The following is a 19,246-nucleotide window of genomic DNA, read 5'->3' on the forward strand; positions in this document are numbered from 1 at the left end:
GTGCGGCCCGCGCCTCCCCCCGGTCGGCGGCCGGCGATCCCGGGTCCGCGGCCGGTCGGCGGCCGGCGTTCCCGGACCTGAGGCCGGTCGGCGGCTTCCGGTCCGTCCCCGGTGCGTTTCCGGTCCGTGGTCAGCCGGCGACCTTCTCCACCAGGTGCGGCGGAAGCGGCTCGTAACGCAGGAACGACCGCTGGAACGTACCGGTGCCGTGGGACATCGACCGCAGGTCGATGGCGTAGCGGGTGATCTCCAGCTCGGGGATCTCGGCGCGGACCAGCGTGCGCCCGACGCCGACCGGCTCGGTGCCCAGCACCCGGCCCCGGCGCGACGACAGGTCGGACATCACCGCGCCGACGTAGTCGTCGGCGACCAGCACCGACACCTCGTCGACCGGCTCCAGCAGCAGGGTCGGCACCTTGGCCGCCGCCTCCTTCAGGGCCAGCGCCCCGGCGATCTGGAACGCCATGTCGGAGGAGTCGACCGGGTGCGCCTTGCCGTCGTAGAGCGTGACCCGCACGTCCACCATGGGGTAGCCGGCCACCACGCCGCGCTGCATCTGCGTGCGCACGCCCTTCTCCACCGACGGGATGAACTGGCGCGGCACCACACCGCCGACGATCTTGTCAACGAACTCGAACCCGCCACCGGAGGGCAGCGGCTCGACCTCCAGGTGGCAGATGGCGAACTGCCCGTGGCCGCCGGTCTGCTTGACGTTGCGGCCCATCGCCTGGCACCTGCCGCCGAAGGTCTCCCGCAGCGGCACCCGCAGGTCCACCTTCTCCACCTCGACGCCGTGCCGCCGGCTCAGCCGGTCCAGCAGCACGTCGGCGTGGGCCTCGCCCATGCACCACAGCACGAGCTGGCGGGTCTCGGCGTTGTTCTCCAGCCGGAGCGTCGGGTCCTCGGCGACCAGCCGCTGCAGCGCCTGGCCGAGCTTGTCGTCGTCGGCCTTCGACCTCGGCTGGATCGCCACCGGCAGCAGCGGGTCGGGCATCGTCCAGGACCGCATCAGCAGCGGCCGCTCCTTGTCGGAGAGGGTGTCGCCGGTCTCGGCCCGCGACAGCTTGGCCACCGCGACGATGTCGCCGGCCACGCACCTGCCCACCGTGCGCTGCTGCTTGCCCAGCGGCGACGACAGCGCGCCGATCCGCTCGTCCACGTCGTGGTCCTCGTGGCCCCGGTCGCCCAGGCCGTGCCCGGAGACGTGCACGGCCATGTCGGGCCGCAGCGTCCCGGAGAACACCCGCACCAGGCTGATCCGGCCCACGTAGGGGTCACTGGTGGTCTTGACGACCTCGGCCACCAGCGGCCCCTCGGGGTCGCAGGAGACGCCGGGGACCGGCCTGCCGTCCACCGAGGTGATCTCCGGCAGCGGGTGCTCCAGCGGGGAGGGGAAGCCCTGCACGATGAGGTCGAGCACCTCCTTGGCGCCCACGCCGCCACCGGTGGCCAGCACGGGGTAGAAACCACCGCGCGCGACCGCCTTCTCCAGGTCCTCGATGAGGACCTTGGGGTCGATCTCCTCGCCGGAGAGGTAGCGGTCCATCAGGGACTCGTCCTCGCTCTCCTGGATGATCCCCTCGATCAGCGGGCCGCGGTGCTGCTCGATCCGCTCCTGGTAGTCGGGGCCGGGGGCGTTCTCGGTCCGGGAGCCGGTGGCGTAGTTGCAGAACCTCTGGGTGATCAGGCCGATCAGGCCGTTCAGGCGGCCGTTGGTGACCACCGGCAGGTACAGCGGCGCCACGCCCTCGCCGAACGCCTCCTGGCAGGTGGCCAGGACCTCCTCGAAGTCGGCCCGCTGGTGGTCGTTCTTCGTGATCACCACGGCCCTGGGCATGCCGACCGCGGCGCACTCGTCCCAGATCATGCGGGTCAGGCCGTCCATGCTCTCCGCCGCCGAGACCACGAACAGCGCCGCGTCGGCGGCGCGCAGCCCGGCGCGCAGGTCGCCGACGAAGTCGGCGTAGCCGGGGGTGTCCAGCAGGTTGATCTTTATGCCGTTGTGCACCAGCGGCGCCACGGCGAGGTTCACCGAGCGCTGCTGGCGGACCTCGACCTCGTCGAAGTCGCTGACCGTGGTGCCGTCCTCGACCCGGCCGGCCCGCTGTACGGTGCCGGTCGCCGTGAGCAGCGCCTCCACCAGGGTCGTCTTGCCCGATCCGGAATGGCCGACCAGCGCGACATTGCGCACCATGTCGGGACGGTCGGCCTCGGGTGCCCTGCCCGCGGCTCCCGCTGCTCCGCCTCCAGCCTTATCTGCCACGTCGCCTCCCGCGTCGTTGCCGAAGGGGCGCGGCCAGGCGCGGCCACACCCCGTCCGCCGCCGCGTCCGTACACCGCAAGGACGCGGTGTGTTCACCAAATACCCATGTGGCGAATATCACAAGAGCTCCGCGCCGATCCGCTTGCGGAGCGTTGGATGCGCGCCCCAAGGCGGTGTGGCCTACGATCGGACCGCGATGCTGAAACTTCTGCGCCCCGTCGTGACCCGCGTGCTGACCCCCCTGGGCAGAGCCCTCATCCGCCGTGGGATCAGCCCCGACATGGTCACTGCCGCCGGAACGCTCGGCACGGTCGCCGCAGCACTCTTCTTCTATCCCCGGGGTGAGTTGTTCCCCGGCTCGCTCGTGATCACGTTTTTCGTCCTGGCAGATCTTCTCGACGGGGTCATGGCCCGGATGACGGGCCCGGGGAGCGTCTGGGGGGCCTTCCTCGACTCCACCCTCGACCGCGTGGGCGACGCCGGGATCTTCTCCGGGCTGGTGATGTGGTTCGTGGTGAGCGGCCAGCGGACGCTGGCCGGGGTCGCCCTGTTCTGCCTCGTCGCCGGGGCCGTCGTCTCCTACGTCAAGGCCCGGGCCGAGGGCCTGGGCCTGTCGTGCGACGTCGGGCTCGCCGAACGGCCCGAGCGCCTGGTCATGGTCCTGGTCTCGGCCGGGCTCGGCGGCCTCGGCGTGCCGTACATCCTGGCGGCGGGACTGTGGCTGCTCGCCGCCGCCAGCGCGTTCACCGTCGTCCAGCGCCTGCTCCACGTCCGCCGCCAGGCCGTCTCCACCTCCCCACGCCCCCTCCGCTGAGGAAAGAACGATGAACGACAAGCCGTCACCGCAGGATCGTCTCGTGGCGGCCGGCTTCGGCGCCGGCTGGGCGGTCGTGCCCCGCCTGCCCGAGCCCCTGACCGCCTGGGCCTTCAGGACGGCCGCCGACCGGCTGTGGAAGCGCCGCGGCAAGCAGGTGCTCCGGCTGGAGGCCAACCTCGCACGGGTCAAGGGCACCTCCCCGGACGACCCGGCGATCCGGGAGCTGAGCCGCGCGGGCATGCGTTCCTACTTCCGCTACTTCCACGAGGTGTTCCGGCTGCCCTCGATGCGCCCCGAGGAGATCCTGGCGCGCACCCACGTCCACAACGCCGAGCGGGTCTACGAGATCCTCGGCGGCGGCCGGGCCGCGGTGTTCGCCCTGCCGCACATGGGCAACTGGGACCAGGCCGGCGCCTGGTTCGTGCAGAAGGGCCACCCGTTCACCACCGTCGCCGAGCGGCTGCGGCCCGAGTCGTTGTTCCACCGCTACACCGCCTTCCGCGAGAGCCTGGGCATGGAGGTGCTGCCGCTCACCGGCGGGGACAACCAGGTCTTCGCCGTACTGGCGCAGCGGCTGCGGGCCGGCCGGCCGGTCGCGCTGCCCGCCGAGCGCGACCTGACCGCGCGGGGGGTGGAGGTGAAGTTCTTCGGCGCGGCCACCCGCATGCCCGCCGGGCCCGCCATGCTCGCCCTGCACACCGGGGTCCCGCTGATCCCGACGATCCTGTCCTTCCGGGGCCGCGACTGGACGGTGCGGTTCTGCGACGAGATCCCCAAGCCCGCCGAGGGCACCCGCCAGGAGAAGGTCGCGGCCCTCACCCAGGACCTCGCCACCGCCTTCGAGAAGGGCATCGCCGAGCACCCCGAGGACTGGCACATGCTGCAGCGGCTGTGGCTCGAGGACCTGGAGCCCCGCGGATGACCGCGGGCTCCGCGCGGGGCGCGCGGGAGACAGAGGAGACGGCGGGTACGGCGGGCACGGCCCGCACCCGGGAGACGCGGCGGACGCGGGAGACGGTGGGGCGATGAGGATCGGCATCGTCTGCCCCTACATGTGGGACGTGCCGGGCGGGGTCCAGGTGCACATCCGCGACCTCGCCGAGGCGCTCATGGACGACGGCCACCAGGTCCAGGTGATCGCCCCGGCGGGTGACGACGCGGCGCTGCCGCCGTACGTGACCTCGGTGGGCCGGGCGGTCCCGGTCCCCTTCAACGGCTCGGTCGCCCGGCTGTCGTTCGGGTTCCTGTCGGCGGGGCGGGTGCGCCGCTGGCTGCGCGAGGGCCGCTTCGACGTGCTGCACGTGCACGAGCCGTTCATCCCCTCGGTGGGCCTGCTGGCCTGCTGGGTGGCCAGGGGGCCGATCGTGGCCACCTTCCACGCCTCCTACGGTCGTTCGCGGGCCTTCTCGGTGGCCTCGCCGGTGATCACGAGTGTGCTGGAGAAGATCACCGCGCGGATCGCGGTGTCCGACGCGGCGCGCAAGACCCTGGTCGAGTTCATCGGCGGCGACGCGGTGCTCATCCCCAACGGGGTGACCGTCGGCCGCTACAGCCACGCCGAGCCGCTGCCCGGCTGGGACGACGGCGAGGTGATCGGCTTCCTCGGCCGGATGGACGAACCCCGCAAGGGCCTGCCGGTGCTGCTGGAGGCGTTCTCCCTGCTGGCCGCCGAGTGGCCGCGGCTGCGCCTGCTCGTCGCCGGGCCCGGCGACGCCGGCGAGGTGCTCGGCAGGGTCCCGGCCCGCTTCCACGACCGGATCGGCCTGCTCGGCATGGTCAGCGAGGAGGACAAGGTCCGCGCCTACCACTCGGTGGACGTCTTCTGCGCCCCCAACCTCGGCGGGGAGAGCTTCGGCATCGTGCTCACCGAGGCGATGTCGGCCGGGGCGGCGATCCTCGCCAGCGACATCCCGGCCTTCCGCAAGGTGCTCGGCGACGGCGAGGCGGGCGCGCTGTTCGCCACCGGCGACGCCGCCTCCCTCGCCCGCGAGGCCGCCGCCCTGCTCGACGACCCCGGGCGGCGGGCCGGCCTGTCGGAGGAGGCGCGCCGGGCCGTCCGCAAGTACGACTGGTCCACGGTCGCCCGCGACGTGCTGCGCGTCTACGAGACCGTGGCGATCCCCGCCGGGGTGGAGGAGGACGAGGAGTCGTGAGCACCACGCTGATCGCCGTGGTCGGCGCGGTCGTCGTGCTGGTCGCCGTCTACGTCTCCTGGCGGGCCGGCCGGCTGGACCGGCTGCACATCCGCCTGGAGCTGGCCCGCGAGTCCCTGGACGCCGCGCTGGTACGGCGGACCGCCGTCTGCCTGGAGCTCGCGGCCTCGCGCGTGCTGGATCCGGCGACGAGCCTGGTGCTGGCCGCCGCGGCCCACGAGGCCCGTACGGCCGGCACCGAGGAGCGCGAGCACGCCGAGAGCGACCTGTCGCGCACGCTGCGAGCGGTGGTCGACCAGGACCGCTTCCGTGACCGGCTGTCCGCCGACCCGGCCGGTCGCGAGCTGCTGGCCGAGCTCGACACCGCGGTGGCGAAGGTGGTCTACTCCCGGCGCTTCTACAACAACGCGGTCGGCGTGACCCGGGTCGCCCAGCGCCGCTGGCTGGCCCGCACGCTCCGCCTGGCCGGGCACACCGAGTACCCCGGCTTCTTCGAGATCGACGACGACCCCCCGAAGGTCCTCGCCGCCGGGTGATGCGGGCCGCCTCCGCGCGCGCTCCCCGGCGGTGCGCCGGGGGCCGTCCACCGGATACGCCGGCGGCTCCCGAACGCCCCGATGCCGAACAAGACTCACGAAAGCGGGATAACCGGCAACTGGGACACCGGTAAGCTCATGCTGGTTTTCAGGCCCGACTTGGAGGAGATGAGCCGTGCGGGTGTCCCGGAAGATCGCCGTCACGCTGGCGGGGGCGGCCGTCCTCGCCCAGGCCGCGGCCTGTTCCTCCGACGAGCCGGCGGCGGGCAAGCAGCCGCAGGCGGCGGCGGAGGCCACGACGCCCGCCGAGACCCCGTCCCCGGAGCCCACCCACCCCTTCACCGGCCTGCCCGGCGCCGCGCGCAGGCCGGTGCTCGCGGCGAAGATCGAGAACACCTCGGCCGGCAAGCCGCAGCTCGGCCTGAAAAGCGCCGACATCGTCTATGTCGAGCAGGTCGAGGCTGGCCTGACCCGCCTCATGGCGATCTTCTCCTCGAAGCTCCCGCCCAAGATCGGCCCGGTGCGCAGCGCCCGCATCTCCGACCTGCACATCCTGCCGCAGTTCGGCAAGCCCGCCCTGGCCTACTCGGGCGTGCAGACCAAGATGATCCCCAAGGTCCAGCAGGCGTCCCTCGTCGACGTCTCCGACAGCAGGGCCCCGGGCGCCTACTTCCGCCAGCCCGGCCGCTACGCGCCCTACAACCTGTTCGCCGAGCCCAGGAAGCTCCTGGCCGAGGCGCCCGGGGCGAGCAAGGCCAAGGACATCGGCTTCACCTTCGGCGACGCCCCCGGGGACGGGACGCCGAGGAAGTCGTTCAGCGTGCGGTACCCGGCGGCCCGCTTCACCTTCACCTGGTCGGACGCGGCCAAGAAGTGGCTGGTCTGGCAGGACGGCAAGAAGGACATGGCCGCCGAGGGCGGCCAGCTCGGCGCCCCGACCATCGTCGTGCAGTACGCCAAGACCGAGCGCTCGGAATTTCACGACCTCAACCAGAGTTATACCCCCCTGGTGCACTCCACCGGCACGGGCAGGGCCGTCGTGCTCCGGGACGGGCAGGCGTTCAAGGCCAGGTGGTCGCGCGAGTCGGAGCGGGACGGCACCGTCTTCACCACCGAGAACGGGGAGCCGATGAACTTCGCCCCCGGACAGGTGTGGGTCGTCCTGGCCGCGCCCAAGCCCGTGATCCCCTAGGCCGACTCCCTCCGGGGGCGGCCGGCCGTACAGGATGGCCAAGAAGATCCCCCGAAGGCGACAGATCGGCGTGTGAGGGCATACGCCGATCAACGCCTACCATGAAGAAGTGGCGGCCGTCCCGGCGAGGGACGCCCGTGATCCGCAACCAGCCGTCGTGAGGTAGAGCCCCGTGTCCAGCAGCACGCCCGAAGTCACCGAGACCGCCGTCACCGGAACCGCCCGGGTCAAGCGCGGCATGGCAGAGATGCTCAAGGGCGGCGTCATCATGGACGTCGTCACCCCCGAGCAGGCCAAGATCGCCGAGGACGCCGGCGCGGTCGCCGTCATGGCCCTTGAGCGGGTCCCCGCCGACATCCGCGCCCAGGGCGGCGTGTCCCGGATGAGCGACCCCGACATGGTCGAGGGCATCATCTCCGCCGTCTCGATCCCCGTCATGGCCAAGGCCCGCATCGGCCACTTCGTCGAGGCCCAGGTCCTGCAGTCGCTCGGCGTCGACTACATCGACGAGTCCGAGGTGCTGACCCCCGCCGACTACGCCAACCACATCGACAAGTGGCGCTTCACCGTCCCCTTCGTCTGCGGCGCCACCAACCTCGGTGAGGCGCTGCGCCGCATCACCGAGGGCGCGGCGATGATCCGCTCCAAGGGCGAGGCCGGCACCGGTGACGTCTCCAACGCCGTCACCCACATGCGCACGATCCGCGCCGAGATCAAGCGGCTCACCTCGCTGCCGGAGGACGAGCTGTACGTCGCGGCCAAGGAGCTGCAGGCGCCTTACGAGCTGGTCGCCGAGGTCGCCAGGACCGGCAAGCTGCCCGTGGTGCTCTTCACCGCCGGCGGCATCGCCACTCCCGCCGACGCCGCGATGATGATGCAGCTCGGCGCCGAGGGCGTGTTCGTCGGCTCGGGCATCTTCAAGTCCGGCAACCCGGCGCAGCGCGCCGCCGCGATCGTCAAGGCCACCACCTTCTACGACGACCCGGACGTCATCGCCAAGGTCTCCCGCGGCCTGGGCGAGGCCATGGTCGGCATCAACGTCGACGACATCCCCGTCCCGCACCGCCTCGCCGAGCGCGGCTGGTAGGAAATTTCAGAAAAGGCGGCATCTGTGAAGGATGCCGCCTTTTCGGTTTCCTGAACCGTTCACCTCGCCGTCACGATCCTCCGGGAGGCTGACGGGCGTTCGTGCCCGACACCCCCCGGAGGACTGCCTTGTCCGAATTCACCCGCCGCTCCTTCCTCGTCACCGGGATCGCGGCCGGAGCCGTGGCCGCCGTCCCCGGCGCGGCGCACGCCGACCCCGGCGCGGAGGGCGCCGGCGCGGAGAGCGCCGCCTCCCTCGCCTCCCGGGGCCTGCGGACCGACCCCTTCACGCTCGGCGTGGCCTCGGGCGACCCGGACGCCGAGGGCTTCGTGATCTGGACCCGGCTGGCGCAGCGGCCGCTCGCCGAGGACGGCATGGGAGGCATGCCCGCCCTGCCGTTCCCGGTCCAGTGGCAGATCTACGCCGACGAGGGCGGCCGCCGGGTGGTACGGCGCGGCACGGCCCTGGCCAGGCCCGACTGGGGCCACAGCGTCCACGTGGAGGTGGGCGGCCTGTCCGCCGACCGCGACTACTGGTACCGCTTCAGGGTCGGCCCGTACCTGTCGCCCATCGGCCGGGCCCGCACCGCCCCGCACCCGATGTCGTTGGGCTCGCCGCTGGCCATGGCCTTCGTCTCCTGCGCCCAGTACGAGCACGGCTACTTCACCGCCTACCGCCGCCTGGCCGAGGACCACCCCGACCTGGTCCTGCACCTCGGCGACTACCAGTACGAGTACACGCGCGACACCTACACCATCCCCGGCGGCAACATCCGCGACCACGAGGGCCCCGAGACCGAGACGCTCGCGAACTACCGGCAGCGGCACGCCCAGTACAAGACCGACCCCGACCTGCAGGCCGCGCACGCCGCCGCCCCCTGGCTGGTGGTCTGGGACGACCACGAGCTGGACAACAACTGGGCCGACGAGATCCCGGAGAAGCCGGAGGTCCCGCAGCCGAACTTCCTCGCCCGGCGCGAGGCGGCCTTCCGCGCCTACTACGAGAACATGCCGCTGCGCCGCACCTCCGTCCCGCGCGGCGTCGACATGCAGCTCTACCGGCGGATCCGCTGGGGCGCGCTGGCCACCTTCCACATGCTCGACACCCGCCAGTACCGCGACGACCAGGGCTGCGGCGACGGCTACAGCGCCTGCCCCGAGGCGAGCGACCCGGCGCGCTCCATCACCGGCGAGGAGCAGGAGCGCTGGCTGATCGACGGCTTCCGCCGGTCGCGGGCGCGCTGGGACGTCATCGGGCAGCAGGTCTTCTTCGCCCAGCGCGACAACAACGCCGGCCCGCTCAAGGTCACCAGCCAGGACGCCTGGGACGGTTACGTCGCCTCCCGGCAGCGGATCACCCAGGGCTGGGTGGACGCCGGGGTGCGCAACCCGGTGGTGCTCACCGGCGACGTGCACGCCCACTGGGCCAGCGACCTCAAGCTCGACTACGACGATCCCACCGGCCGCACGGTCGGCTCCGAGCTGGTCGCCACCTCGATCTCCACCACCGGAGACGGCAAGGACTCCGACCCCGCGACCCACCCGTACCTGAAGATCAACCCGCACCTGAAGTTCTACAACAACCAGCGCGGTTACGTGCTCACCCGGATCGAGCCGGGCGCGCTCACCGCCGACTTCAGGGTGGTGCCCAAGGTGACCGAGGCCGGGGCCGAGGCGTACACCAGGGCGACCTTCGTCGTGGAGGACCGGGTCCCGGGCGTCCAGCAGACCTATCTGCGCCCGCTGGACCCGTCCCTGGCCAGGCGGGCCGAGCAGTCGGACGCCGAGCGGATCCAGGAGGTCGTGGACGCCGAGACCAGGCGTCCCTGACCGGCCGCGGCCCGGCGGGGCCGCGTGAGGGCAGCGGGGGAGGGCGGCGTCCCGGCGGGGCGCCGCCCTCCCCTCGGAATAATGCTTAGCCTGACTAAGTTAGACTGGCTAACCATGACGACGGACGAACTCGCGGAGAACCTCTCCAAAGAGCTGCGCCACCTGGTGCTGCTCCTGCGTCGCGTGGCGGCGGGACAGCCGATCACCAGCCAGCAGTACGCCGTGCTGGGGTCGCTGGAGAGCGGCCCGCGCCGGATGACGGAGCTGGCCGAGGAGCACGGGGTCCAGCTCCCCACCATGACGGTGCAGATCAACCGGCTGGAGGAACCCGGCCTGGTGACCCGCTCCGCCGACCCCTCCGACGCCCGGGTCCGCACGGTCGGGCTGACCGAGGAGGGCCGCGCCCGCCTGGCGGCCGTACGCCGGGCCCGCGTCTCCTACCTCGTCTCCCAGCTCGGCCTGCTCACCCCGGAGGAACGCGACGCCGTCGCCGCCGCCCTGCCCGCGCTGGCCAAGCTGGGCCGCGCGTAGAACGGCGGGACCCGGCGCGGTCCCGCCGTCCCCCACAGCCCCCCACCGTCCCGCTGCCCCACCGTCCCGGAAGCGATCCCACATCCCCGACCGGCCGCCACCCCGGCCGGTCCGCTTTTCCCGCAAGGAGCCACTCCCATGTCCTCGCAGAGTTCGGGCGGAATCCTCCGTCAGCCGATGTCGGTGTGGGCCACCGCCTTCGCCGCGGTGGTCGCCTTCATGGGCATCGGCCTGGTCGACCCGATCCTGCCCTCCATCGCCAAGAACCTGAACGCCGGGCCCAGCCAGGTCTCCCTGCTGTTCACCAGCTACTTCCTGGTCACCGCGGTGGCGATGCTCGTCACCGGCTGGGTCTCCAGCCGGATCGGCGGCAAGCGCACCCTGCTGCTCGGCCTGTTCCTGGTCGTCGTCTTCGCCGGCCTGTCCGGCACCTCGGACAGCGTCGGCGCGCTCATCGGCTTCCGCGCCGGCTGGGGTCTGGGCAACGCCCTGTTCGTCGCCACCGCCCTGGCGGTCATCGTCGGCGCGGCCAGCGGCGGCGCCGAGGCCGCCATCATCCTGTACGAGGCAGCCCTGGGCCTGGGCATCTCGATGGGCCCGCTGGTCGGCGCCATCCTCGGCGACTGGAACTGGCGCGGCCCCTTCTTCGGCACCGCGACCCTGATGGCCGTCGGGTTCATCGCCATCGCGGTCCTGCTGAGGGCCACGCCCCGGCCCGCGGTGAAGACCCGCCTCAGCGACCCGCTGCGCGCCCTGGCCCACGGCGGCCTGTCCACCACCGCCTTCACCGCGTTCTTCTACAACTTCGCCTTCTTCACCATCCTGGCCTTCACCCCGTTCATCCTCGGCATGTCGGCCTACGGCATCGGCGCGGTGTTCTTCGGCTGGGGCGTCCTCGTGGCGCTCGCCTCGGTCTTCGCCGCCCCGGCCATGAGCCGCAGGATCGGCTCGGTGCGGGTGCTGTACCTGTCCCTGGGGACGCTGGCCGTCCTGCAGGCGGGCATCGCCCTGTTCAGCGCGGTCGATCTGCGCGCGGGCGTCGTCGTCTGCGTCGTGCTGTGCGGCATCCCGGCCGGCCTGAACAACACCGTGTTCACCGAGGCCGCCATGGAGGTCTCCGACGCGCCCCGGCCCGTCGCCTCGGCCGGTTACAACTTCGTCCGCTGGATGGGCGGGGCCATCGCGCCCTACGTCGTGACCAAGCTGGGCGAGGAGATCGGCGCGCCCGTGCCGTACTGCCTGGGCGCGGTCTGCTGCCTGGTCGGCGTGGCCTTCCTGTACGGCAGGCGCCACCACCTGGCGGGCCTCGCGCGGGTGGACGCCGACCACGCCGCCCACGACCTGTCGGCCGCCTGACCACGGTTGCGCGGCCGCCCGGCCCCGGTCGTCCGATCACGGAGGCCCGGCCGCCCACCCCGTCGGCCGCCCTGCCGGCCGGTCCCCGCCCCGCGGGACCGGCCGGTTTGGGGCGGTCCGCGGGGTGGCCATACGCTTGAACCGCATCACGAGCCCCTTGAAAGGACCACCGGTGACCATCGCCCCGACGATCGGTGTCTTCGCCCTGCAGGGAGACGTCCGCGAGCACGCGCGCTGCCTGGAGCAGGCGGGCGCCAAGGCCGTGGCCGTACGGCGCCCCGAGGAGCTGGAGGCGGTCGACGCGCTGGTCGTCCCGGGCGGGGAGTCCACCACGATGTGGAAGCTCGCCGACGCCTTCGAACTGCTGGAGCCGCTCCGGGCGAGGATCAAGGACGGCATGCCCGCCTACGGCTCCTGCGCAGGCATGATCATGCTGGCCGACCGGATCGAGGGCGGCATCGAGGGCCAGCAGACCATCGGCGGCATCGACATGGTGGTCCGGCGCAACGCCTTCGGCCGCCAGGTCGACTCCTTCGAGTCCGACATCGACTTCGCGGGCATGGGCCCGCTGCGGGCGGTCTTCATCCGCGCCCCCTGGGTGGAATCGGTCGGTTCCGACGTCGACGTGCTGGCCCGAGCCGAAGCTGGGGATAGGATCGTCGCGGTCCGTCAGGGGCCTCTGCTGGCCACGTCCTTCCACCCGGAGCTCACCGGGGGCTGCGACGTGCATTCATACTTCGTTGAGATGGTGAGGGAGCTCTAGTCGATGTCCGGCCACTCCAAATGGGCGACGACCAAGCACAAGAAGGCCGCGCTCGACTCCAAGCGCGGCAAGCTGTTCGCCAAGCTCATCAAGAACATCGAGGTCGCGGCCCGGACCGGTGGCCCCGACCCGGACGGCAACCCGACGCTGTACGACGCCATCACCAAGGCGCGTAAGAGCTCGGTCCCGCTGGACAACATCGAGCGCGCCCGCAAGCGCGGCGGCGGCCTGGAGGCCGGCGGCGCCGACTGGCAGACCATCATGTACGAGGGCTACGCCCCCGGTGGCGTCGCCGTGCTGATCGAGTGCCTGACCGACAACCGCAACCGCGCCGCCTCCGAGGTCCGCGTGGCGCTGACCCGTAACGGCGGCTCCCTGGCCGACCCCGGCTCGGTGTCCTACATGTTCAACCGCAAGGGTGTCGTGCTCGTCCCCAAGGGCTCGCTCACCGAGGACGACGTGCTGGTCGCCGTCCTCGACGCGGGCGCCGAGGAGGTCAACGACCTGGGCGACCAGTTCGAGGTCGTCTCCGAGGCCGGTGACCTCGTCCCGGTCCGCAAGGCCCTTCAGGACGCCGGGATCGACTACGACTCGGCCGAGTCGAGCTTCCTGCCGACGATGAACGTCCCGCTCGACGAGGAGGGCGCGCGCAAGGTCTTCCGGCTGATCGACGCCCTGGAGGACAGCGACGACGTGCAGAACGTCTGGGCCAACTTCGACGTCTCCGACGAGGTCATGGAGAAGCTGGAGGCCTGACCGGCCGCCCGCCGCCTCGCCGTACGCCCGCCCCGCCGTGCCGCGGAGGCGGGCGTACGGCTGCCCGGGGACCCTCCCGTGTACGGCCCCGCGCCGCGGGGACGGATCCCGGGTGACGCCTGCCCGCAACCTCCGGGCAGGCACCCGGGAGACCTCCACGGCGGATGCCCGGAACCCTTCGGGCGGGCGCCCGGGAGACCTCCCCGGCGGACGGCCGTCCGGAGGCGGTTTGCTGGGGCTTTCGTGACGTTCGCCGGAAAAGTATGACCTGCGGTTTGCCTAAATAAATGAGGGCATATGCCGCCGTACGATGCCGAACCCTGATCTGATCTTCGCCGTGGCCGGCGTCGCCGCCCTGCTCGCGGCGATCCTGCCCCGCCTGCTCAACCGGCGCGCCTTCTCGCTGCCGCTGGCCTGTCTGATCGGCGGCGCGCTGCTCTACCTCCTGCCCCTGGACCTGCCCGACCCCGACCCGGTGGCCCACCGGGCGCTGCTGGAGCACGCCACCGAGGTCTGCGTCCTCATCTCGCTGATGGGCGCCGGGCTGGCGATCAACCGGCCCTTCGAGCCGCGCCGCTGGACCTCCACCTGGCGGCTGCTGGGCTGGACGCTCCCGCTGACCGTCGGCGCCGTCGCCCTGGCCGTCCACGGCCTGCTGGGCTGGCCGTGGGCCGCGGCGCTGCTGCTGGGCGCGGTGCTCGCGCCGACCGACCCGGTGCTCGCCTCCGACGTGCAGGTCGGCCAGCCCGTCGACTCCGAGACCGACGACGACGAGGTCCGCTTCACCCTCACCTCCGAGGCCGGGCTCAACGACGGCCTGGCCTTCCCCCTGGTGTTCGCCGCGATCGCGCTGGCGTCGGCGGGCGGCGGCCTGGAATGGGCCGGGCACTGGGCGCTGGTGGACCTGCTCTACAGGTGCGGGGCGGGCGTCGTGGCCGGCCTGCTGGCAGGCAGGGCGCTGGGCCGGCTGTTCTTCCGCGCCCAGGTCTCCGACCTGCGGCTGGCCGAGCACCGCGACGGCTTCGTGGCGCTGGCCGCGACCTTCCTCGCCTACGGCCTCACCGAGCTGGTGCACGGCTACGGCTTCATCGCGGTGTTCGTGACCGCGTGCACGATCAGGGCCGCCGAGCGCACGCACGGCTACAACGCCGTCCTGCACGGTTTCATCGAGCAGATCGAGCGGTTGTTCACCGCCTGGCTGATCCTGCTGCTCGGCGGATTCGTGATCACCGGCGGCCTGGCCGCGCTCACCTGGCGGGGGGCGGCGGTCGGCCTGCTCCTGCTGCTGGTGATCCGTCCGCTGACCGGTTGGCTCGCCACGCTCGGCGGCCGGCCGGGACCGCGCGAGCGCGGCGTGCTGGCCTTCTTCGGCATCCGGGGCATCGGCTCGCTGTTCTACCTCGCCTACGCCCTCGGCCAGGCCGATTTCGGCGTGCCCGCGGAGGAGCTGTGGGCGGTGGTGGCCTTCACCGTGCTGGCCTCCCTGGTGCTGCACGGCGTCACGGCGACCCCGGTGATGACGCGCCTGGACCGCCTGCGCGGCCGGACCGACGCGGACCGCCCCGCCGCCGGGGGCGCCGAGGACTCCGGGGAGACGCGGGGGGACGGAGCCGCCGGGAACGGCGGAGGCCTCGGCGACCCGGGGAACGCCGAGCCGGTCCGCCACCCCTGACCCCGCCCGGCGGGGCGGTCCGGGGCCGGTTCACACCCATCGGGGGGTACGCCCTAGGTTGGGGGACCGTGGAAATACGTGAGCTGACGGCCGGTGACCTCGACGCGGCGCTGGACAACCGCGTCCGCGCCTTCGGGCCCGTCCCGGAGGACGAGGCGGAGACCTGGCGGCGCAACGCCCTGCCCGCCGTCGAGGGCGGCAGATACCTCGGGGCGTTCGACGGCGCCCGCCTCGTCGCCACGACCCGCATCGAGGACTTCACCCAGTGGTGGCACGGCAGGCCGCTGCCCATGGGCGGCATCGCCTCGGTCACCGTCGCCCCCGAGGACCGGGGCCGCGGCGTCGGACGGACGATCATGCGGACCGCCCTGGACCGCTGCGCCGCCCTGGGGCTGCCGATCTCGGCGCTGTACCCCGCCACCACCCGCCTCTACCGCTCGCTCGGCTGGGAGCACGCCGGAGCCCTGCACCGGGCCGTGCTGTCCACCGAGGCGCTGCGCACGATCCGCACCGCAGGCGACGTCCCGCTCCGCCGTACCGGCCCCGGCGACGCCCGCGCGCTGGGCGAGGTCATCGGCCGCGTCCACGCCGCCACCCGCGCCTCCGGGCCGGTCCGCCGGAGCGAGGCGGCCGTGCGCCGGTGGCTGGAGAGCACCCGCGACTTCGTCTACCTGGCCGAGGACGGCTTCGTGGCCTACGGCTGGGACGGCCACGACATCTCGGTCAGCCATCTGCTCGCCGGCTCGGAGGCCACGGCCCGGGCGCTGTGGGCGCTGGTCGGCTCCTCGTCCTCCATCGCGAAGAAGGTCCGCGCGGCCGTCGCCCCCGACGACCCGGTGTTCTGGCTGCTCGGCGACCGGGTGAACGACGAGGTCGCGCAGACCCGCTGGATGTTCCGCGTGGTGGACCCGGCGGCGGCCGTCGCCGGGCGCGGGTTCCCGGCCGGCGTCACCCTCGACGCCGTGGTCCACGTCGACGACCCCGAGCGGCCCGCCTCCTCCGGCCCCTGGCACCTGTCGGTCTCCGGCGGCTCCGGTACGGCCCAGCCCGCCGGGGCCCTCCCGAAGACGGCCCCCGCCCTCACCGCCGGAGGATTCTCCGCGCTGTTCGCGGGCGTGCCGACCACCACCCTGCGCCGCGCGGGAGCCCTCACCGGACCGGCGGACTCCGACGACGCCCTCGACGCCGCCTTCCACGCCCGGCCGTACATGACCGACGCGTTCTGACCGCGCCGGACATCGGACGGGACGGCCAGGGCGGTGAGGGCTCCGGAGGCCGCCCCGCGGGCGGTGCGATGGCCGTGCGCGCCATGCGCGCAGGCGGTAGAGTCGGGCACCGAACAGGTGTTCGGCGAGCGGAAGGCGTGCCGGTGCGGTTGCCCGAACTGCGGGTGATGGGGGTCGATCCGGGCCTGACCCGGTGCGGCCTCGGAGCGGTCGAGGGGCGCCCCGGGGCGCCGCTCCACCTGGTCAAGGTCGGGGTGGTGCGCACCCCCGCCGACGACGAGATCGGGGCCCGGCTGGTGGCGATCGAGGCCGGCATCGAGCAATGGCTCGACGAGGTCCGGCCCGACGCGGTGGCCGTGGAGCGCGTCTTCGCCCAGCACAACCTGCGCACCGTCATGGGCACCGCCCAGGCGTCGGCGGTGGCGATCCTGTGCGCCTCCCGCCGGGGGCTGCCGGTGGCGCTGCACACGCCGTCGGAGGTCAAGGCCGCGATCACCGGCAGCGGCACGGCCGACAAGCGACAGGTCGGCACCATGGTGACCAGGCTGCTGCGGCTCGACGCCATGCCCAAGCCCGCCGACGCCGCCGACGCGCTCGCCCTGGCCATCTGCCACATCTGGCGGGGCGGCGCCCAGAACCGGCTGGCCGAGGCGGCCGCCCGGGCCACCGGCGCCGGCGGCGGAGTGACGGCCGCCGCGTACTTCCGCGGGCGGGGCAGGCCCGCCGGATACTCGAGAGGAACGACGAAGTGATCGCCTCGGTGCGAGGACGGGTGGCCGCGATCGCCCCCGACGGAGCGGTGGTCGAGGTCGGCGGCGTCGGCGTGCTGGTGCACTGCACGCCCGGCACGCTGGCGGCGCTGCGCGTGGGGGAGGAGACCCGGCTGGCCACCTCGCTGGTGGTGCGCGAGGAGTCCCTCACGCTGTACGGCTTCGCCGACGACGACGAGCGCAGGATCTTCGAGCTGCTCCAGACCGCCAGCGGGGTCGGCCCCAAGGTCGCCCTGGCGATGCTCGCCGTGCACACGCCCAACGCGCTGCGGATGGCCGTGGCCACCGCCGACGTCAAGGCCCTGACCCGGGTCCCCGGGGTGGGCCCCAAGGGCGCCCAGCGGATCATCGTCGACCTCAAGGACAAGCTCGGCACCCCCGAGGAGGCCGTCAGCGCCGCCCTCAACGGCGGCTCGGCCACCCCCGTCTGGCGCGAGCAGGTCCACTCCGGCCTGGTCGGCCTGGGATACTCGGCCAAGGACGCCGACGAGGCCGTCGCGGCCGTCGCGCCCCAGGCCGACGCCGAGGCGGCCGAGGGCCGCGCGCCCCAGGTCGCGGCGCTGCTCAAGGCCGCGCTGCGCGTGCTGAGCGTGCGGTGAGGGGGGAGACGCCGTGAGCTTCGAGCGGGATCTGGTCTCGGCCGACGCCGACGCCGAGGGTGACGAGCGGCTGGTCGAGGCCGCGCTGCGGCCCAAGCGGCTGGAGGAGTTCATCGGCCAGGCGCGGGTGCGCGAGCAGCTGTCGCTGGTGCTGCAGAGCGCGCTGCGGCGCAACCGGCCGCCCGACCACGTGCTGATGAGCGGCGGCCCCGGCCTCGGCAAGACCACCCTCGCCCTGATCATCGCCACCGAGCTGTCGGCGCCCATCCGGATCACCTCCGGGCCGGCGCTGGAGCGGGCCGGCGACCTCGCGGCCATCCTCTCCACGCTGTCGGAGGGCGAGGTGCTGTTCATCGACGAGATCCACCGGATGGCCCGCCCCGCCGAGGAGATGCTCTACCTCGCGATGGAGGACTTCCGGGTCGACATCGTGGTCGGCAAGGGGCCCGGCGCCACCGCGATCCCGCTGGAGGTCGCCCCGTTCACCCTGGTCGGCGCCACCACCAGGGCCGGCCTGCTGCCCGCGCCGCTGCGCGACCGGTTCGGGTTCGTCGCCCACATGGACTTCTACGACGCCGGCGAGCTGGAGCGGGTGCTGCACCGCTCGGCGGCGCTGCTCGGCCTGGAGCTGCCCGGCGACGCCGCCCGCGAGATCGCCGGGCGCTCCCGCGGCACGCCCCGCATCGCCAACCGCCTGCTGCGCCGGGTCCGCGACTTCGCCGAGGTGCGGTCCGACGGCGTCGTCACCCGCGACGTCGCCGCGGCGGCGCTGAACCTCTACGAGGTCGACGCCGAGGGGCTCGACCGGCTCGACCGGGCGGTCCTGTCGGCGCTGCTGGGCAAGTTCGGCGGCGGCCCGGTCGGTCTGTCCACCCTCGCGGTCGCGATCGGCGAGGAGCCCGAGACGGTCGAGGTGGTGGCCGAGCCGTTCCTGGTGCGCCAGGGGCTGCTGGCCCGCACCCCCCGGGGCCGGGTGGCGACCGCCGCGGCGTGGGTCCACCTGGGGCTGACCCCGCCGCCGGACGCCTTCGGCGCCCAGGCGCCCGTCGATCTCGGGGATGACTCCGGCCCCGCATGACGTTGCCTTACAAAAGGGAAGCCCCGCGAGGGCAATCACAGATCGATGACAACGATATCGAAATGGGAACTTCCCCCGGGGCCCGTTCGTGGGTTCGTTGCCGCGCTCCTAACAGCTCGCCTAAACTCCGTGGCTTGGCTGGCTGTGTAGGCTGACGTGCTGAGCGGCGTGCCCGTTATACGACGTCCGGCGCCACGCCGGTCATTCCCAAAGTAAGGAGCGGCCCCATGGGCGGCAGCAGCGGTTACTCAAGCCTCATCATGATCGTTCTGATGGTCGTGGTGTTCTACTTCCTGCTCATCCGGCCGCAGCGCAAGCGGCAGCAGGAGCAGGCCCAGATGCAGAACTCCCTGGCCCCGGGAGCCCGCATCATGACGACGACCGGCCTGTTCGCGACCGTCACGGCCATCGACGGCGACGACGTGATCCTGGAACTCGCCCCCGGCGTCGAGACCCGCTGGGTCAAGGCCGCGATCGGCCGCGTCCTGACCCCGGTCGACGACACCGCCTCCGATGACGTCGAGTCCGCGGGCGTCGTGGAGGACAATGAGGTGGAGACCGTTCAGCCGAAGGGCGACAACCAGGACTCGCAGCAGAAGTGAGCAGGCTCGCCAACCA

18 protein-coding genes are annotated in these 19,246 nt (G+C 72.8%); 17 read left to right on the forward strand and 1 reads right to left on the reverse strand.

What is annotated here, in order from left to right; genetic code table 11:
• Window positions 1-130: 130 nt before the first annotated feature.
• Entirely contained in the window at window positions 131-2,263 is a 2,133-nt protein-coding gene (locus IEZ10_RS21185) for an elongation factor G-like protein EF-G2 (protein WP_189248224.1), read from the reverse strand.
• Between the two features lie 196 nt (window positions 2,264-2,459).
• On the opposite strand from IEZ10_RS21185, the gene pgsA reads away from it, so the two are divergent.
• The 17 genes from pgsA to yajC all read left to right on the forward strand — a co-directional run bounded on the left by pgsA (window position 2,460) and on the right by yajC (window position 19,230).
• Window positions 2,460-3,077, forward strand: coding sequence for a phosphatidylinositol phosphate synthase (pgsA, locus tag IEZ10_RS21190; RefSeq protein WP_189248225.1), 618 nt, complete (start codon window positions 2,460-2,462; stop codon window positions 3,075-3,077).
• Between the two features lie 10 nt (window positions 3,078-3,087).
• On the forward strand, window positions 3,088-4,002 hold the full coding sequence (locus IEZ10_RS21195) for a phosphatidylinositol mannoside acyltransferase (RefSeq protein ID WP_189248226.1): 915 nt from the start codon (window positions 3,088-3,090) through the stop codon (window positions 4,000-4,002).
• 103 nt (window positions 4,003-4,105) lie between these two features.
• Window positions 4,106-5,233, forward strand: a complete 1,128-nt coding sequence (locus IEZ10_RS21200; protein WP_189248227.1) for a glycosyltransferase family 4 protein — start codon at window positions 4,106-4,108, stop codon at window positions 5,231-5,233.
• Window positions 5,230-5,769, forward strand: coding sequence for a LemA family protein (locus IEZ10_RS21205; protein ID WP_189248228.1), 540 nt, complete (start codon window positions 5,230-5,232; stop codon window positions 5,767-5,769). Before IEZ10_RS21200 ends, IEZ10_RS21205 begins: the two co-directional genes overlap by 4 nt.
• Before the next feature lie 175 nt (window positions 5,770-5,944).
• Complete coding sequence (locus IEZ10_RS21210) at window positions 5,945-6,961, forward strand: DUF3048 domain-containing protein (RefSeq protein WP_189248229.1); 1,017 nt, start codon at window positions 5,945-5,947, stop codon at window positions 6,959-6,961.
• A 172-nt stretch (window positions 6,962-7,133) separates the two neighbouring features.
• Window positions 7,134-8,048 carry a pyridoxal 5'-phosphate synthase lyase subunit PdxS gene (gene pdxS, locus IEZ10_RS21215; protein ID WP_179827788.1) on the forward strand — a complete coding sequence of 305 codons (915 nt, stop codon included), beginning with the start codon at window positions 7,134-7,136 and terminating at the stop codon, window positions 8,046-8,048.
• A 128-nt stretch (window positions 8,049-8,176) separates the two neighbouring features.
• The gene (locus IEZ10_RS21220) at window positions 8,177-9,877 is read left to right on the forward strand and encodes an alkaline phosphatase D family protein (RefSeq protein WP_189248230.1); all 1,701 of its coding nucleotides are present in this window, start codon (window positions 8,177-8,179) and stop codon (window positions 9,875-9,877) included.
• 114 nt (window positions 9,878-9,991) lie between these two features.
• A complete protein-coding gene (locus tag IEZ10_RS21225) occupies window positions 9,992-10,408 on the forward strand; it encodes a MarR family winged helix-turn-helix transcriptional regulator (RefSeq protein ID WP_179827792.1) in 417 nt (138 codons plus the stop codon).
• Between the two features lie 138 nt (window positions 10,409-10,546).
• The gene (locus IEZ10_RS21230; protein WP_189248231.1) at window positions 10,547-11,764 is read left to right on the forward strand and encodes an MFS transporter; all 1,218 of its coding nucleotides are present in this window, start codon (window positions 10,547-10,549) and stop codon (window positions 11,762-11,764) included.
• Window positions 11,765-11,936: 172 nt separating this feature from the next.
• Window positions 11,937-12,527 (forward strand): pyridoxal 5'-phosphate synthase glutaminase subunit PdxT, encoded by a 591-nt coding sequence (gene pdxT / locus IEZ10_RS21235; protein WP_189248232.1) that lies wholly within the window; start codon window positions 11,937-11,939, stop codon window positions 12,525-12,527.
• Between the two features lie 3 nt (window positions 12,528-12,530).
• On the forward strand, window positions 12,531-13,283 hold the full coding sequence (locus IEZ10_RS21240; protein WP_179827797.1) for a YebC/PmpR family DNA-binding transcriptional regulator: 753 nt from the start codon (window positions 12,531-12,533) through the stop codon (window positions 13,281-13,283).
• A gap of 310 nt (window positions 13,284-13,593) precedes the next feature.
• Entirely contained in the window at window positions 13,594-14,955 is a 1,362-nt protein-coding gene (locus tag IEZ10_RS21245) for a cation:proton antiporter (protein WP_189248233.1), read from the forward strand.
• 68 nt (window positions 14,956-15,023) lie between these two features.
• On the forward strand, window positions 15,024-16,181 hold the full coding sequence (locus IEZ10_RS21250) for a GNAT family N-acetyltransferase (RefSeq protein WP_189248234.1): 1,158 nt from the start codon (window positions 15,024-15,026) through the stop codon (window positions 16,179-16,181).
• Window positions 16,182-16,339: 158 nt separating this feature from the next.
• The gene (ruvC, locus tag IEZ10_RS21255) at window positions 16,340-16,933 is read left to right on the forward strand and encodes a crossover junction endodeoxyribonuclease RuvC (RefSeq protein ID WP_189248300.1); all 594 of its coding nucleotides are present in this window, start codon (window positions 16,340-16,342) and stop codon (window positions 16,931-16,933) included.
• Window positions 16,930-17,550 (forward strand): Holliday junction branch migration protein RuvA, encoded by a 621-nt coding sequence (ruvA, locus tag IEZ10_RS21260; RefSeq protein ID WP_189248235.1) that lies wholly within the window; start codon window positions 16,930-16,932, stop codon window positions 17,548-17,550. Before ruvC ends, ruvA begins: the two co-directional genes overlap by 4 nt.
• 13 nt (window positions 17,551-17,563) lie before the next feature.
• Window positions 17,564-18,628: a Holliday junction branch migration DNA helicase RuvB gene (ruvB, locus tag IEZ10_RS21265; RefSeq protein ID WP_189248236.1), complete on the forward strand. Its 1,065-nt coding sequence runs from the start codon at window positions 17,564-17,566 to the stop codon at window positions 18,626-18,628.
• A 227-nt stretch (window positions 18,629-18,855) separates the two neighbouring features.
• Window positions 18,856-19,230, forward strand: a complete 375-nt coding sequence (gene yajC, locus IEZ10_RS21270; protein WP_189248237.1) for a preprotein translocase subunit YajC — start codon at window positions 18,856-18,858, stop codon at window positions 19,228-19,230.
• Window positions 19,231-19,246: the final 16 nt, after the last annotated feature.

Origin of the sequence: Streptosporangium pseudovulgare, assembly GCF_014648055.1 — a bacterium.
Taxonomy (GTDB): Bacteria; Actinomycetota; Actinomycetes; order Streptosporangiales; family Streptosporangiaceae; genus Streptosporangium; species Streptosporangium pseudovulgare.